Raw genomic sequence first — 15,434 nt, forward strand, 5'->3', positions numbered from 1 at the left:
TAATATAAGCAGTACAAAGTCAATCTATGTGTCTGTATAAGGGAACTTTCTTATTTAGGCATAAGTTATATAATAATAGAAAGAAAAAAGAAATTTCATTCTATAAAATCGTATTGTCGTTTAGAAAACATTTTAAAACTTTTTTCTAACCCCTCGTTATAGTCTGTCTGTTTATCTGTCCATTGAACACCCTTATTTCCAGGCCACCCTGAGGTATTAGCAACATGTTTTAATAGCTCTGGCCCTTTTAAATTTTGCTGTAAACCACAGTTATATGCATTTGTCATATTAGATATTGCAATTCGAGTATTCGTTTCTATATTTTTCAAATCTTCGTTCGTTAAATCTTTAGGTGCTAGTCCACCTCGATGGAGCTGAAACAGTCCAAATGATGTGCCCTGATCTCCGACTGCATTTTGATCAAACTTACTTTCATGGAATGCAATAGATAAAGGAATCCATGGCGGTATACCATGCTCTATTGATATTTGTTGAATCGTGTCTCTTACTTTAACTCGGTTAGTATGATGGTCATATGCGTATTTTGTAAGATATAGCCCTCCTGTTAAAACTAAAATAAATACTCCACTTTTTATTAATGTCCCTCTCATCGACGTCACCTCACTTGTCAGTATCAAAGATTGTCACTAGTAATCCTATCTTTTTGGGATATTAACTCGTAATCATGTATCATTTTGTTATTCTTTGTTTCATTAATTACCGATTTTCAGGTGAAATTATTAGGGGGTTCCCTCCATATAACATTCGCTTTTATCACTTTCGGTACATTTACTTTTGTATGGGAGAGCGTTTTCTCTGTATGGTACCGTAGTACCATCCATTAAAACCGTACTTTTTTCTCGAATACCTTGCTTTTTTATTCGATTGAAATTAAAGAATAACTATATACATAGGGATACACGCTATAAAGAGATACTTAAATTTCTTTAAAAAATTCATTTTCTGGCCTCCATTTCTTTATATAATTAATTTAAAACAAAATATTTAATAGAAAGAAAAGATTTTATTAAATTTTTATAAAAGTTAATAACAGAAATAAGTACCAGGTATCAATTTTTATTGTCACTTGATGGAATAATGAATGTTTTTTCATCATGTAACTTTATTAAACTAACCTTGCACCAGAACCCTTTGAATCGAACAATTCATAATAAACGCCATCCTTTCTGTATATTTCTACAAAAAGAATAGCATTTTTTGATTATATGGATACAAATTTATCTTAGCTTGATTGCAATACCGAAAGTTCCGAAGAACCAAATTTGAGAATTAATGCAATCTTCAATTCCAAGCCATCCACATAAGAATCTATAATACTTTGAAACCTTTTATTTCAGGCTAATATTTAGTTTTATCCTACAAAGTTAGCCTTTTACTATATCAACCGCACTATTCCACATACCTCTAAAGAAAAATCCTATTTCGCGCATTAAACGTGTAAACCAATTAGCTTGTTCTACTTCAGATCTTGTTACAAGGTCTACTTGTAATGATTTACCTGATAAAAATCCAGGATCTGTACTATCTTTAGGCGATATAATCATTTGACTAATTGTTACGCCTTTTTTAATAGGCGCTTCTTGTTCTTTATTCGATACTTTAAATTCTTTTTTATAAACGTCATTGTTGCCCTTTGGCATTGGAAGTGAAACAGCTTGCTTCGTTTGAACAACTACATCTTTGTCTTTTGCATTTGCTACTTGCACTGTTTCATGCCCTTTTACTACTAAATCTTTTCCATAGACCTTCTTCACTTCAAAATTCGCAAATCCATAATCATACAATTTCTTTGTTTCATCAAAACGTGCTGTATGAGAGTTTGCTTTTATCACTACAGAGATTAGACGCATACCGTTTCTTTCTACTGTACCAGTAAAACAATCTCCGGCTTCTGGAGTAGTTCCTGTTTTTAACCCATCTACACCTTCGTATTGCTTAATTAAACCTTTTAACATCCAGTTAAAGTTCGTCATATCAATCGGATACTTGCCACCCTTTTGGAATGTTTTTTTAGGGATTTTTGCTGTATCTAATATTTTCGGGAAATCTTGAATAAGACGTTGTGCTAAAATTGCACAATCTCTTGCAGACATTTTATTTTTCTCGTCTAGAGTTGTCCCTTCTGGGTGATGTCCTTTTAAATCTTGGTTTGTTAAACCTGTAGAGTTTACAAATTTATAATTTTTCATTCCAAACTCTTTTGACTTATCATTCATCATTTTTACGAAATCGACTTCTTTTCCAGCAATTGCTTCTACTAAAGCAATTGTTGCACCGTTTGCAGAGTAAATTGCCATTGCCTCATATAACTCTTTGACCGTATAAGAGCCACCATTTTCTAATGGAACGTTTGATAATGAGCGATCTTGCGAAATCTTATATGCATATTCAGAAATTTTAACTTTTTGATCCCATTTAAGTTTCCCCTTATCCACCGCTTCATGAACTAAGTATTCACTCATCATTTTTGTCATACTAGCAATTGCTAATAATTCATCTGCATTTTTTTGATATAAAATTTTCCCGGAATTTGCTTCTACTAAAATTGCTGATCCTGCTTCTACGTCTATAGCAGGGACTGTTTCCGCTGATGCACTCCCAGATGTAACAACCATGCTACAAAATAGTGTAAGCACTGTTACTATTGCAATGAATCTCTTGCAAAACATACCTTTCACTTCTGTTACCTCCAATATCTTTGTACTCAAAAAAACGTTTTTCTAACATGATCCCCAAAAAATAGACAGTGTTATCAAATTCTATATACATATAAGACATTAGGATCGCTTTCATATCGACCATCTCATCCCTATTTTTAATACACTTGTATTTTTCACAATGATCCGTACTTTCATATTTTTTAGGATTACACTTAATAGACAATCTAAGTAATACATTTGTTCCACATTTATAAAAAAATAAAACCAGTGTGCCCCGATTGAATATCGAAACACACTGGTAGCTTAGCCTTTTTCTTATTGTCTACTTGACAGGGTCTGTCGGTCTCTTTTCAAAAATTACTATATTTGCACCATTTGCTAGACTCATACCAAATATGAATTCTTCTTCTAAACTATTAGTTTTTTTGTAGTAAAAAAACTACATCCTATATAGAATGTAGTTTTTCTCACAGACTTATCTATTTTTCACTTCATTTTTATAAAAATTATATAATAATTCAATAGATGAATTAGATAAAAGAGGAATTGCCCTCTCAACTAATCCTCTATTCCAATCAAACCAACGCATTTCCATTAGCATATTAATTTCTGCATCAGTGAACCGCTTTTTTATTTCCTTAGCAGGATTACCGCCCACTATTGTATACGGCGGAACATCTTTACATACGACAGATCCTGCCGCAACGATTGCACCTTCACCGATTGTAACGCCAGGCATTATTATAGCATTCATTCCAATCCAGGCATCACTTTTAATGACTGTATCACCCTTTTGTTCATATGATTGTTCTATTTGCTCAACGAATGGATACACTGTAATCCATTCAGGGTGATGGTTATGATTCCCACCCATTAAAATGACAACTCCACTTGCAATACAAACATAATTTCCAATAATGAGTTTATCAAGGTGCCAACCCATCTGTTCAATTGGATTGAAAAGTGCTTGGGACTTAGCATCGCCCCACAAATACCTTACACAACCATCTTCAAAATTTTGATTTCCATAATACCCTGAATAATAGGAGTACTCTCCTACTTCAATGAGTGGATTTGTTACTATACCTTTTAAATACTTTGTTTCAGACCAATGATTAAATAATGGATGTTTCATAACTATATTCCTCGCTTCTAAGTATTGTAGATTTTTGCAATTTACTTAGAAGCTTAATACGACAGCGACATTTTTAAACTTTTTCAAACGACGAATCATTATTTTCAAGCCTTTCAATTATAATGAAAAATCATAACCTAATAAATTATACAAGTCAAATAGAGAAAAGTATAACAAAACTGTTTTTATAAATACGGATTTGTTATACTTTATTTCTTTTGAAACTATTTATATTTTATACAAAATACGGTATATGAAATTTTCACTTCATATACGTAATGTACGTTCATTATATTTTCCATACTCTAAACTTATAAAAAATTCAATACAAAAGAGTAGCCTATAAATTTTTATAGGCTACTCTTAAATTCATCGGTTATTACAGAATTTACGATACAGGAAAGCCCACGCAGGACTTTAGTCCGTCTTTAGACGTGGGATGAAAGCATCGTTTTTGCATAGCAAAACATGGTATACTTTATTCATAGTCATGCAAAAGACGTAAAAACATTTGAGAACCTACAATCTGTACGGTATGGTCACAGTACCGTAGCCCACGAACCTATATGGTCTGTTGTGGGAGTGGTGATGGCACACCGCAAGCTTGCACGTCAGCGATACCAGAAATGGACTTCGCCTTTGGTAGCAAGAATCCCATTGACGTTAGTCAGCTTGCCCTCTTAGGGGTGGGAGTGTCAATTAGCTAATTCTTTCGTTCCCTTCATTACATCAACGAAAAATCCCCAGTTATTCACAACAGAAGAAATACTAATATGTTCATCTGGAGTGTGAACATTAAAGATATCTGGACCGAATGAAATAGCATCTAACTCAGGCATTTTTTGAACAAATACACTGCACTCAATTCCTGCATGTACAGCGAAGATTTCAGCATCTTTGCTGTATTTTTCTTGGTGCACTTTTTCGAATAAATTACGGATAGGCGAATTAGGATTATATGGCCACTCTGGATATTCAGACTCTTTTTCAAATGTTGCCCCTACTAATTCCGCAATATACTTAATTTCATCTACAATATGTTGTTTTAAGCTACTTACAGAACTTCTCACTTCGCTTCGTAATTTAATCTCATCTTGCAGTGTTTGAATAACTCCTAAATTAGTTGAGCTTTCTACAAGACCTTTAATATCCATGCTCATACTTTGTATACCATTTGGAATTAAGAATAATGAAGAAATAAGCTGTTTTTGTGTTTCTTTAGAAAAGACTTTTCCCGCCTTTTCTTCTATTTTTGTAAGTGAAACATGAACATCCGGATCAACAGCACGCAGCTCTTCTTGTAAAATACGTGTCCATGATTTTAGTTTTTCTTCTACTTGCTGTACATCTTCTGCACGTAATAAAATTGTAGCTACACTTTCACGCGGAATTGCATTTGTTTTTAAGCCGCCATGAACTTCACTCATATTAAATTGAATGTGAATTGATAAATCACGTAAAACTCGTCCTAATACTTTATTCGCATTACCGCGTTGTTTATCAATTTCCAAACCAGAATGTCCACCTTTAAGTCCACCAACATATAGTCGGTATGTGTCCATATCTACTGGCGCTTCATCCCAAATCACTGAAATCGTTTCAACTGCTTTCGCACCACCTGCGCTACTCACTAGTAATTTATGATCTTCTTCAGAATCAATATTAATAAATATTTTTCCGTCAAAATGATTTGAATCAACAGCGAATGCACCGCCCATTGTCGTTTCTTCTTCAGTTGTAATAACAACTTCTAAAGCTGGATGCGGGATGTCTGTTGAATCTAATAATGCTAATGCATATGCAACGGCAATACCATTATCCGCACCTAAAGTTGTTTCATTTGCATATAACATATCTCCGATAACTCTAAGTTCAATTGGATCTTTCTCAAAATCATGAACTGTCGCTTGATTCTTTTCACAAACCATATCAGAATGTCCCTGAATAATAATAGTTGGAACATTCTCATAACCAGAAGTAGCTTCTTTTTTTATAATGACATTTAACGCTTCATCTTGAATCACTTCTAAGTTACGCTCTTTTGCAAAGCCCACTAAATAATCACTAATTTCCTTTTCATTACCTGATCCTCTAGGAATCTTTGAAATTTCTGCAAAATGATAAAATACAGGGTGCTTTGTTAATTGTTCTAAAGTAGAATACATTTTTCAAGCTCCTCTCAAAATGACGAAATAATATGTAAGTCCTTTATCATTATACCATGATTCATTATTTTACCTTTCTTTTAACATTTTTAAAATTTGTTATTTTAATTAACAAGTCTTTTCATACTCTACTACTTATTAATCCACAAATAACAAAAAAAATAAAAGAAAATGCTCTATGCATTTTCTTTTATTTTTTTCACCTGTATATATTTCGGACTATTACTATTCATAAGCTTTTCTAAACGATTTATATTTTCCGTTAATGCACCCTTCACAAGAGAGAAATCTGTATTTGCTTCTTCTTTTTTTTCTTTAAAAAACGAAGAATTTTGTACATTTATTTCAGCCATCTCTTCTCCCCCTTTTCAAAAAGATACAACCTTTTATTTATATTATATAGCAAATGCAGACAGAGTGTACACGTATCATTTTCTTTTTAATTCTTCTTCTAACTCTTCTACTTGCTGTAATGTATCTCCTTTTATTAAAGAGAAATCTGTTGTATCTTCATTATCTTCTTTAAAAAAATCATTGTCATAATCTTTTATCACTACAATCACCTCTACGTGCTAGTGTAGGAATGATTGTCCGATTTTATACAAGCTTGTCTGAATTTGTTCTCCCTTTATGTATAGGTGAAAAGGACAGAAAAAGATTCTGTCCTTATTTACTAAAATAACTATGATGAATTGTTAAATTATATACATTTTCAAAATCTCGATCTTGAAGGTTATTTTTCTTCCCATCAATAACAATGAAAACATCACTAACTATTTTCGCTGGTATAATTCCGACATTTTCTACTTGCACCGCTTTCTGCTCATTCAATTGCTCGATGTGTTCTAATGGAACAATAATACTAAATTGAGAGCGGATACCACGAAAGTTTGTATTTAATTCCTTCACCGCTTCAAACACAACAATTTTCGCACCAATCTTTTCCCCATATGAATCTAAAAATGCGTTTAAGCTTTTTGTATATTCCTCTTCCATATGCCATTCCATTGTCCCAAAGGCTGCTGGATTCACATTTTGAATAATTGTCGTATATATTTCTCCTCTTGCTTTTGAAGCAATTAATGACCTTTTAATTGATTGGACCGTCTTTCCAATATCGCTGAATTTTGCGCCCCATATTTCTGAAATATTAGGTGTCAAAATAAATGCAATATCAACGAAAATTACCATCGCAGTGAACATTAAAAGATTTTTCCAGAGGGTTAAATCTATTCCTTTTATCATGAAATAAACTGTGACTGATATTATAAACAAACCATACCAAGTTTTTCGAATTCGTTGTTTCTTCTCCTCGTACAACTCTTCATTTCTCCAATAAAAGAAAACAAGAACTACAAAGGCGATTACTAGAATAAATAAACCGATTCGAATGTTAGAGATCGTCAATCACATCACCCTCCATTCAAAAACTCTTCACGATATCATTACATGCACAAACAGCTCTCTTTATGACAAAAGACGTGGACAACCTTCTAAATTTAGCTATATCGCATATAATTAGAAAGTGCCACGTCTTTTATCCCGCATTAACGGGCAGTAAGCCCCCCCACCTCAAAATTCAGCGAAAGCAAAGACGTTAGGTGAGGGATCAACTGCCCATAAAAGCCCGATTGGTTCAACTAATAATCAGTGCGGGATGAACACCCTCCACTGATTAAAGTTTCACTTTATCATGAATCTACATTGTATATGTAGACAAGCATGCGTTTCAAATTTTCATGTTAAAAAGAAATATGTTTCGGAATTTCCCCTTCAGGTACTTCTCCATCCATACTTAAGTAATAATGACGAATCGGATGTAATTTTTCATCTAACTCATAAACAAGCGGCATGCTAGTTGGAATATTTAATGAAACCACACCATCACTTGAAAGATTGTCTAAGTATTTCACTAGCGAACGAATTGTATTACCGTGCGATGATATCATTACTTTTTCACCATTCTTTAATGCCGGTGCGATTTCTGCATGCCAATAATCAACTACTCTTTTCTCCGTATCCTCTAAACATTCAGTCAATGGGAATTCGCCTTTTTTTAACGTTGTGTATCTCGGATCATTCGCTTCATATCGGGGATCATCTTCAGTAAGTGCAGGCGGTCTCACATCTATACTTCTTCTCCAAATATGAACTTGTTCATCTCCATATTTTTTTGCAGTTTCGTCTTTATTCAATCCTTGTAGTGCACCATAATGGCGTTCATTCAACTTCCATGAGTTATGTATAGGGACCCAAGTGAGATCCATTTCATGCAGTACAATCCATAATGTACGAATTGCTCGTTTTAGTACCGAGGTATACGCAACATCAAATGTATATCCATTCTTTTTTAATATTGTTCCTGCTTCTCTCGCTTCACTTAATCCATTCTTTGATAAATCCACATCTGTCCATCCTGTAAATCGATTTTCAAGATTCCACAAACTTTGTCCGTGACGAATGAGTACAAGTTTTATCATTATAATTCCCCTCTCGGAAATATGAATTTTAAAATTTCAATACGTACACATATAAAGTTTTTGGCAATGTGAATTTTTTATCCATAGTTGCCAAATATACAGATAAAAATTTATGATTTTTCAAACTACAAAACAAGATACTGTTTCTATCTTTTATTCTACTGGTATTTCACGCTTAGACGTCCATGCATCAAATCCTGAACGGCTATTTGCCATTTCATTCATAACTTGATGCCAATTTTCTTCACATGATTCGCCAAACTGTGAGAAAATAGCTCCCATTTGTTCTCTTTGAACATCGCTCAGTTTTTTCTCTAAGTCTGTTCCTTCTTCTGTTAAAGACAGCTGTTTCACACGACGATCATGTGCAGCTTCATTACTCTCAATAAGTCCTTTATCTAACAGTTGGCGCAACGGTCCGTGAAGAGCTTGTTTACTTATTTCTAAAAGTGATAGCAGCTCATTTACACTAAGCCCTGGAAAACGAGCGATAAAAAACAGAATTCTATGATGTACACGCTGTATACTATACTCTTTTATTATTTCATCTGGTTTTTCTGTAAAAGTTTTATATGCAAAGTAAAATAATGCTAATGCCTCATTCATTTGCTCTTCTTTATGTTGTGTCATCTACTTTCCCCCTGTATGTAAATTATACCACAACTCAATTATGAATAATTAAGTTGGTATATTGCGCCTAATTTCTTCATTCTAAAACCAACAAATTTCAACTATTATATTTTTTGAAGGTTGTTTAATTCGTAAACCATACCTTCAAATAAAGTATCCAAATTATTTTTTAAAGAATTCTTAAGGAAATAGGTTAAATTCAAATGATAAATATTGTAAAATTTATTTATTAATATTTTTTTGAAAAACTCAATTGTGATTGGAGTGTTATTGTATGCAAACAAAAAAAGTTTATCTTTATGTATTTAATACGATGTCAGACTGGGAATATGGACATTTAATTGCAGAACTAAACTCAGGAAGATATTTCAAAAAAGAGTTAGCCCCTTTAAAGGTAGTTACAGTAGGAGCTAATAATGAAATTATTACTACGATGGGAGGACTGAGCATAAAGCCAGATATTTCCCTGGATGAATGTACTCTTGAGAGTAACGATCTTTTAGTTTTACCTGGAGGGACTACTTGGGGGGAAAGCATTCATCACCCTATCTTAAAAAAAATTGGTGAAGCGTTAAAACTCGGCACTATTGTTGCTGCCATTTGTGGTGCAACTGAGGGGTTAGCGAATTTTGGATACCTAGATTCTAGAAAACATACAAGCAATGATTTAGAATATATTAAAATGGTTTGTCCTAATTATAAAGGAGAACAACTTTATAAGATGGAACCTGCAGTATGTGATGAAAATTTGATTACTGCATCAGGAGTAGCTCCTCTGGAATTTGCAATGGAAGTATTGAAAAAAATTGATGTATTTGCACCAGATACGTTACATTCATGGTATAACCTAAATAAGACTTATAAGCCTGAATACTTCTTCCAGTTAATGAATTCAATTACTAGATAAGCTGAAAAATTAAATTAGCAGTTTTATATTATATAAAAAACTTAAAAAGCACCCCTAAAGTCGTTATAAATACAACCGATGACGGTTGTAAAACAAAAAATAAAAGGGATGATACATATTTATCTTGTATCATCCCTTTTATTTTTTATAACATTAATATCACCATATTATTTTAATTATTCATCTCCAGCAAGAGTTAACTGCCAAGACACACCATACTTATCATTTAACCAGCCAAACTTTTTACTAAACGGATATGAACCTAAAGGCATAAGAACTTTTCCATCTTGTGCTAGTTTATTAAAAACTGTTTCGATTTCCTCTTCCGTATCACAAGTTACATAAAGAGACATAGCTGGAGTGAATGTAAAATCATGCTTTACATAACTATCAATACACATGAACTCTTGTCCATTTAGCGTAAAAGTTGCATGAATTACAGTTCCCTCTTTACCTGGTCCATTCTCATCATAACGAGAGATACTTACAATTTCTGATTGATTAAATAGCGATGTGTAAAAATTCATCGCTTCCTCAGCTTTGCCCTCAAACATTAAAAACGTAGTGATTTTTTGATTTGTGTTACCCATTTAGAGACATCCCCTTGTTATGTATTTATGCAAAACATACATCGGACAATAAAACCGAACGTACATTCTTATAAGTGTATTGTCTATAAAAACGATGAGTTTGTCAATTATCTATGTTTTATTTCTTCTTAAATAATGCTGTCCAAAGAAATGATTCTCCAAACATATTATTTGGTTGTTCAATTTGCTTCATAAATCGAACTTATCGTGTATATACTAATTTCAAAATAAAGAACAAAAAAGAGCCACGATTTTTCGCGACTCTTTTTTGTCTATCTAATAAATAAAATGATTTACAATCATATCTGAAATTTTATCGGTGATTGTTATTATTTATCAACTTATCGACAAATAATAACAACCCTCTTTATCCCGATTACTATTTTAAGATTTAACGGCCACGTCTTTGCTGACCTTGTTTTGTACTACTTTTCTTATTACTTGGCTTATTAAATGATCGATTGTTATCATTTCTCGAACTATTTCTTGAATCGTTTCTTGGACCACCTTTTGAACCACTTCTTGAACCTTCACGGCTATCTCTTTGACGATATTGACCTGATTTCTTTGGAGCCGGCTTTTGTACCGGTTTTCCATTTTCATCTACATTTTTTATCATCGGTTGTTCGATTATTTGTCTTTGTATTGGTGCACCAAGCGTTTTTTCAATTTCTTCTAAATGTTTTTCATCTTTCGCTGCAACGAACGTAATTGCAAGACCTGATCCACCTGCACGTCCTGTTCGGCCAATGCGGTGAATATAACTTTCTACATCTTCAGGGATATCAAAGTTAAATACGTGCGTTACACCATCTACATCAAGTCCACGAGCTGCTACATCAGTCGCAATTAAGTACTGAATTTTAGCTTCGCGGAAACTCTTCATGACTCTTTCACGTTTCGCTTGAGGTATATCACCATGAAGTTCAGCACAATTATAACCAAGTCCCTTTAAATCATCATAAAGCTTACTTGCTCTAACCTTTGTACGACAGAAAATAACTGCTAAAAATGGCTGATCACGATCCATAACAAAACGAAGTGCATCTGGCTTTGCACGATCTGTCGTCTCAATGACACGCTGCTCAATTGTATCTACCGTTACTTCTTCACTTTGTACTTGAATCATTTGCGGCTCTTCCATATAACGTTTCGCCAATTTTTTAATATCTTTTGGCATCGTTGCTGAGAATAACATCGTTTGTTTACTATCAGGTGTCTCATCTAAAATATCTTCAATATCATATAAGAATCCGAAATAAAGCATTTGATCTGCTTCATCTAGTACAATCGTTGAAAGATTACTTAAATCAATTGTTTCACGTCGTATATGATCTAATAATCGTCCTGGTGTCGCTACAACAATATGTGTATTACCTTTTAATTTTCTCAATTGTTGTGCTACATCTTGTCCGCCATATATCGCTAGTACATTAATATCTTCTCTTTGAACAAGCATTTTTTTAATTTCAGTTGTAATTTGCAGTGCTAGTTCCCTTGTTGGTGCAACAATTAAAGCCTGAACATCACTAGACTCTGGATCGATTTTTTCTAAAATCGGTAACACGAATGCTAACGTTTTACCCGTTCCTGTTTTCGCCTGCCCAATAATATCTTTACCTGACATAATAACAGGAATTGCCTTCTCCTGAATCGGTGTTGCTTCTGTAATTCCATTTTCACGTAATGTATGATTAAAAGTTTCACTAATTCCTAATTCTAAAAAGTTTTTCAAATAGACCACTTCTTTTCCTTATTTTTCACATTAGCTTTCATTGTACCATTTGTTTCGCCAAATATGAAAAATAAAAAAATTCTTATCTTCTTTTTTTATATTCATCCTGTACTAGATGAACAAATTCTTTTTGTTTTTTCTCGGATTTTATTAATGCTTCCATATTTGCCGAATTCAAAATATATTTCTTAATTTTTCTATTACTCCAAATTAAACCTGTATATTTCGGATCTTCGTGTAACCTTCGAAACCACTCAAATTCGCTTAATTTGGCAATATGGTGTTTTAATTTCATGTCATTTCGAGGATAAAATAAAATTATATCTGCTATTACATCAAATAATGAGCCCAAGTTATTCCCTCCTATAACTTCTTTAATGAAGATATTAACGTAATTTTAAAAATCATTGTTTCACCAATTCAAAATAAATTACACCAATATGTACATCAAGGAACTAAGTTCTACAATTTAATATGTAATACGAAAGCATTATATAACCTTCATTTTGATTTAGCATATGAGCTTATCTTTCAGAAAGATGGTTTGCAATATAAAATGGAAAAATCCTAATAGTGCATTAGAGATATTTATTATTTTTCATTATAATTTTTATAGCCTTACCATATCAATTTGGGAATTTTGTGCGTTTAGAAAACCATTTAGATACATTTAGCCATATATTGTACGCCAATAATATAGTAGTAAGAAATTTACAAATGAAGGATATAGAAAGAGTAAGGGGGCATGGTTAATTACTCATGAAGGTATAGTGCGTTAGATGAATAAATAGGCTTCATTTGCAATAACATAGTATGTTTTCCCTTTACTGCTGTGTGCTTTGTACTGTGGCGAACCATTGACACTCACTTTTGCATCAATCATAAATCCCTGCATCTACAGAACCAGCTCCATCTTTATATTTCCAAGATGGAGCATCCTAGAAACGTAGATTGTCCACTTTGAAAACAATACGTTTTCAAGGTGGACAAATAAACTGTGCTTTTCTTATCGAGTAGCAACAGATACTTCTGAAAGAAATAGACTACATCGTAATAGGGGTTATATTCACAGCTGTAATTTTACAAGTTGAAATTGCAAACCTAACGGTTGTAGTTGGATTTATAGGTAATGTCCCTAGTACTATCCCAAGTCCTGTTTGTTCCACGCTAAAATCTGCTGCAATAGAACCATTACTTGCTAAAAGACTTACTGTAGATCCGATAAACGCATCCAGTAATTGTCTAATTGGTCGTTCACGACATTCACACTCGCATCCTACATCGGTAGGTGGAAGTAATGTAATAGGTGGTCCTGGTGGTAAAAAACCTACCCCTGTTACATCAGATATATTGACCACAAAGGTTGTGGTGCCATCTGTAACTGTAACTAAAAAATCATTCACAGAAGTGATAGTAAATAGAAAGAAAAGCGGGGGCGTGTTGGGTGTGTCTGCAATAGTGCCAAGAATAACAGTTTCTCCAATAAGTTGTTGTAAAACGCTTTGCATAGGTAAAACACAGCAATCACAAAGACAACCTTCAGTTCCTCCTGTTGGGCCTGTCTCTCCTGTTGGACCCGTTACTCCTGTTGGACCCGTTACTCCCGTTGGACCCGTTACTCCTGTTGGACCCGTTCCCCCGGTTGGACCCGTTACTCCTGTTGGACCCGTTCCCCCGGTTGGACCCGTTACTCCCGTTGGGCCTGTCCCTCCTGTTGGACCTGTGGGTAAAGTAAATGGTGGGATTGGGGGAAGTGTAGGGCCAATTAAATTTGGATTTAATGCATTAGCTTGAAGTATCCCATTTATCTTTTGTATTTCATTTTTATCAAACACATAACTACCTCCTATGAGTGTACTATACTGTAGTAATACAGTTACATACACATAAACTTCATTGATCGTAATATAATATGTTTTCCCTATACTATTGTGCACCTTAAATTGTACTGAACCTTCCATATTTAAATTCCTAAAAATTGTAAATACCTCACCTACATCTACAAAACCATCCACGTCTTTATCCTGCCAAGATCGAGCATCATAGAAACGTAGAATGTTAACTTTAGAAACAACACGCTTTCCTACAATAGAAGAATCTACTGTACTTTTCTTACTAAACTTCACATAGGATGGATTGTTCTTAATCCATTGCTCTCCACCAAGGTTTAACCAACCAGGCTTTTCACCCCATTCAACATAAGCTTCTGATTTATTTAGTTGACGAATCTTAGAATAGCTTGTGTCTGGTCCTTTACGTAAATTAACGTTGTAGCCTTCAATATAAGCTATACCATCGGTTACAGCTGTTGGTACTTCTGTTGGTTTAGGTGGCTTTCAGGTACAGAAACATCCACACTAGAATTATTGTATGCGCGTTGTACATCAGCACGGGATTGAGCTCCTGATCCCCCATGAGATTTTAAATAATCAAGTTGATCTTCATGATCTGTACCGCCAAGATATTTAATCACATCGTAGTGAATCCACAATCCTTTTCCTACAGATAACTTGTTATCTTTTAAGATTTCCGCTAAAAGTTTTACGTATTTTTCATATGAACGCTCGAGCTTTGTATGGTCTGCTGTTTCACATAACTCTACATGTACAAATCGTTTATTAGCAGCAGGTCCACCGCCATATGCAATGTATTTTATATTAGCGATTTGGATTGTTTCATCTCAATCAACAGCATATTGAACAAATGCGTTTCTTCATGTACGAGATTCATACTTTTGAATATTTCAGAAGTCGCTGTACTATGAGCTACTACGCCCTCATAAACACCTACGCCAAAACGATATGATTGTTTTGGTAAATTAGGGATAAAAAACGTTCTATCAGCAAAAATACTTGTAGCAAATGAACCAGCAAGTACTAGAATCATAAGGAACGAGGTAATTAGCTATATTAAAACCAGCTAAAATTGGAATGAATGTAAGTGATTGATTATTTATATCCTTAATTCCTTTCAATATTATTGTTGTATTCGGATTCATATACGCTATAAACAATCTAATAATTATTGTCAAGATAGCTGGTATTAAGAAATCAAAAGTTTTTTCTGCCTTCGTTGCAGAACGCAAATAATTCATTGAAACCTCTATCGGAA

15 protein-coding genes and 4 pseudogenes are annotated in these 15,434 nt (G+C 33.7%); 2 read left to right on the plus strand and 17 right to left on the minus strand.

Annotated features, from left to right (window positions below; genetic code table 11):
- Positions 1–95: 95 nt before the first annotated feature.
- The 9 genes from MKX77_RS11990 to MKX77_RS12030 all read right to left on the minus strand — a co-directional run bounded on the left by MKX77_RS11990 (position 96) and on the right by MKX77_RS12030 (position 9,091).
- Entirely contained in the window at positions 96–611 is a 516-nt protein-coding gene (locus MKX77_RS11990) for a transglycosylase SLT domain-containing protein (RefSeq protein ID WP_341306752.1), read from the minus strand.
- 774 nt (positions 612–1,385) lie between these two features.
- Positions 1,386–2,699, minus strand: a complete 1,314-nt coding sequence (locus tag MKX77_RS11995; protein WP_341306753.1) for a D-alanyl-D-alanine carboxypeptidase family protein — start codon at positions 2,697–2,699, stop codon at positions 1,386–1,388.
- Positions 2,700–3,156: 457 nt separating this feature from the next.
- Positions 3,157–3,816 (minus strand): CatB-related O-acetyltransferase, encoded by a 660-nt coding sequence (locus MKX77_RS12000; RefSeq protein ID WP_341306754.1) that lies wholly within the window; start codon positions 3,814–3,816, stop codon positions 3,157–3,159.
- A 695-nt stretch (positions 3,817–4,511) separates the two neighbouring features.
- Entirely contained in the window at positions 4,512–5,981 is a 1,470-nt protein-coding gene (locus tag MKX77_RS12005) for an aminoacyl-histidine dipeptidase (protein WP_341306755.1), read from the minus strand.
- A 176-nt stretch (positions 5,982–6,157) separates the two neighbouring features.
- A complete protein-coding gene (gene spoIISB / locus MKX77_RS12010; RefSeq protein WP_002161785.1) occupies positions 6,158–6,334 on the minus strand; it encodes a stage II sporulation protein SB in 177 nt (58 codons plus the stop codon).
- A gap of 75 nt (positions 6,335–6,409) precedes the next feature.
- Positions 6,410–6,535, minus strand: a complete 126-nt coding sequence (locus MKX77_RS12015; RefSeq protein ID WP_000588712.1) for a hypothetical protein — start codon at positions 6,533–6,535, stop codon at positions 6,410–6,412.
- Between the two features lie 112 nt (positions 6,536–6,647).
- Complete coding sequence (locus MKX77_RS12020) at positions 6,648–7,388, minus strand: type II toxin-antitoxin system SpoIISA family toxin (RefSeq protein WP_199675133.1); 741 nt, start codon at positions 7,386–7,388, stop codon at positions 6,648–6,650.
- A gap of 335 nt (positions 7,389–7,723) precedes the next feature.
- Positions 7,724–8,461 carry a 2,3-diphosphoglycerate-dependent phosphoglycerate mutase gene (gene gpmA / locus MKX77_RS12025; protein ID WP_341306756.1) on the minus strand — a complete coding sequence of 246 codons (738 nt, stop codon included), beginning with the start codon at positions 8,459–8,461 and terminating at the stop codon, positions 7,724–7,726.
- 153 nt (positions 8,462–8,614) lie between these two features.
- The gene (locus MKX77_RS12030; RefSeq protein WP_002017049.1) at positions 8,615–9,091 is read right to left on the minus strand and encodes a MarR family winged helix-turn-helix transcriptional regulator; all 477 of its coding nucleotides are present in this window, start codon (positions 9,089–9,091) and stop codon (positions 8,615–8,617) included.
- A gap of 274 nt (positions 9,092–9,365) precedes the next feature.
- Between MKX77_RS12030 and MKX77_RS12035 the strand changes: the two genes are divergently transcribed.
- Positions 9,366–9,998, plus strand: coding sequence for a type 1 glutamine amidotransferase family protein (locus MKX77_RS12035; RefSeq protein WP_002017047.1), 633 nt, complete (start codon positions 9,366–9,368; stop codon positions 9,996–9,998).
- Between the two features lie 176 nt (positions 9,999–10,174).
- Here the strand turns inward: MKX77_RS12035 and MKX77_RS12040 are convergent, their stop codons facing one another.
- From MKX77_RS12040 to MKX77_RS12055, 4 genes and pseudogenes are all read right to left on the minus strand, one after another.
- Positions 10,175–10,588, minus strand: coding sequence for a VOC family protein (locus tag MKX77_RS12040; protein WP_002012925.1), 414 nt, complete (start codon positions 10,586–10,588; stop codon positions 10,175–10,177).
- Positions 10,589–10,706: 118 nt separating this feature from the next.
- Positions 10,707–10,790 (minus strand): annotated as a pseudogene (locus MKX77_RS12045) (SAM-dependent methyltransferase); the annotation flags it as partial.
- 189 nt (positions 10,791–10,979) lie between these two features.
- Positions 10,980–12,332, minus strand: coding sequence for a DEAD/DEAH box helicase (locus MKX77_RS12050; RefSeq protein WP_002141774.1), 1,353 nt, complete (start codon positions 12,330–12,332; stop codon positions 10,980–10,982).
- 73 nt (positions 12,333–12,405) lie between these two features.
- Complete coding sequence (locus MKX77_RS12055) at positions 12,406–12,675, minus strand: hypothetical protein (RefSeq protein WP_044439601.1); 270 nt, start codon at positions 12,673–12,675, stop codon at positions 12,406–12,408.
- Between the two features lie 18 nt (positions 12,676–12,693).
- Between MKX77_RS12055 and MKX77_RS12060 the strand changes: the two are divergent.
- Positions 12,694–12,882 (plus strand): annotated as a pseudogene (locus MKX77_RS12060) (hypothetical protein); the annotation flags it as partial.
- 216 nt (positions 12,883–13,098) lie between these two features.
- Here the strand turns inward: MKX77_RS12060 and MKX77_RS12065 are convergent.
- The 4 genes and pseudogenes from MKX77_RS12065 to MKX77_RS12080 form a co-directional block, all read right to left on the minus strand.
- Positions 13,099–13,300: pseudogene (locus MKX77_RS12065) on the minus strand (N-acetylmuramoyl-L-alanine amidase); the annotation flags it as partial.
- 66 nt (positions 13,301–13,366) lie between these two features.
- Positions 13,367–14,158 carry an exosporium leader peptide-containing protein gene (locus MKX77_RS12070; protein ID WP_341307956.1) on the minus strand — a complete coding sequence of 264 codons (792 nt, stop codon included), beginning with the start codon at positions 14,156–14,158 and terminating at the stop codon, positions 13,367–13,369.
- Between the two features lie 42 nt (positions 14,159–14,200).
- Positions 14,201–15,209: pseudogene (locus MKX77_RS12075) on the minus strand (N-acetylmuramoyl-L-alanine amidase); the annotation flags it as partial.
- Complete coding sequence (locus MKX77_RS12080) at positions 15,163–15,417, minus strand: hypothetical protein (protein WP_002085542.1); 255 nt, start codon at positions 15,415–15,417, stop codon at positions 15,163–15,165. The pseudogene MKX77_RS12075 and the gene MKX77_RS12080, both read right to left, overlap by 47 nt.
- Positions 15,418–15,434 lie beyond the last annotated feature (17 nt).

Source organism: Bacillus sp. FSL R9-9410 (genome assembly GCF_038050385.1).
GTDB classification, from domain to species: domain Bacteria; phylum Bacillota; class Bacilli; order Bacillales; family Bacillaceae_G; genus Bacillus_A; species Bacillus_A cereus_U.

Excerpts from the sequence above, each read along its gene's own strand:
- MKX77_RS11990 (WP_341306752.1), bottom strand. The coding sequence starts at position 611 with ATGAGAGGGACATTAATAAAAAGTGGAGTATTTATTTTAGTTTTAACA.
- MKX77_RS12000 (WP_341306754.1), bottom strand. The coding sequence starts at position 3,816 with ATGAAACATCCATTATTTAATCATTGGTCTGAAACAAAGTATTTAAAA.
- MKX77_RS12005 (WP_341306755.1), bottom strand. The coding sequence starts at position 5,981 with ATGTATTCTACTTTAGAACAATTAACAAAGCACCCTGTATTTTATCAT.
- spoIISB (WP_002161785.1), bottom strand. The coding sequence starts at position 6,334 with ATGGCTGAAATAAATGTACAAAATTCTTCGTTTTTTAAAGAAAAAAAA.
- gpmA (WP_341306756.1), bottom strand. The coding sequence starts at position 8,461 with ATGATAAAACTTGTACTCATTCGTCACGGACAAAGTTTGTGGAATCTT.
- MKX77_RS12030 (WP_002017049.1), bottom strand. The coding sequence starts at position 9,091 with ATGACACAACATAAAGAAGAGCAAATGAATGAGGCATTAGCATTATTT.
- MKX77_RS12035 (WP_002017047.1), top strand. The coding sequence starts at position 9,366 with ATGCAAACAAAAAAAGTTTATCTTTATGTATTTAATACGATGTCAGAC.
- MKX77_RS12040 (WP_002012925.1), bottom strand. The coding sequence starts at position 10,588 with ATGGGTAACACAAATCAAAAAATCACTACGTTTTTAATGTTTGAGGGC.
- MKX77_RS12080 (WP_002085542.1), bottom strand. The coding sequence starts at position 15,417 with ATGAATTATTTGCGTTCTGCAACGAAGGCAGAAAAAACTTTTGATTTC.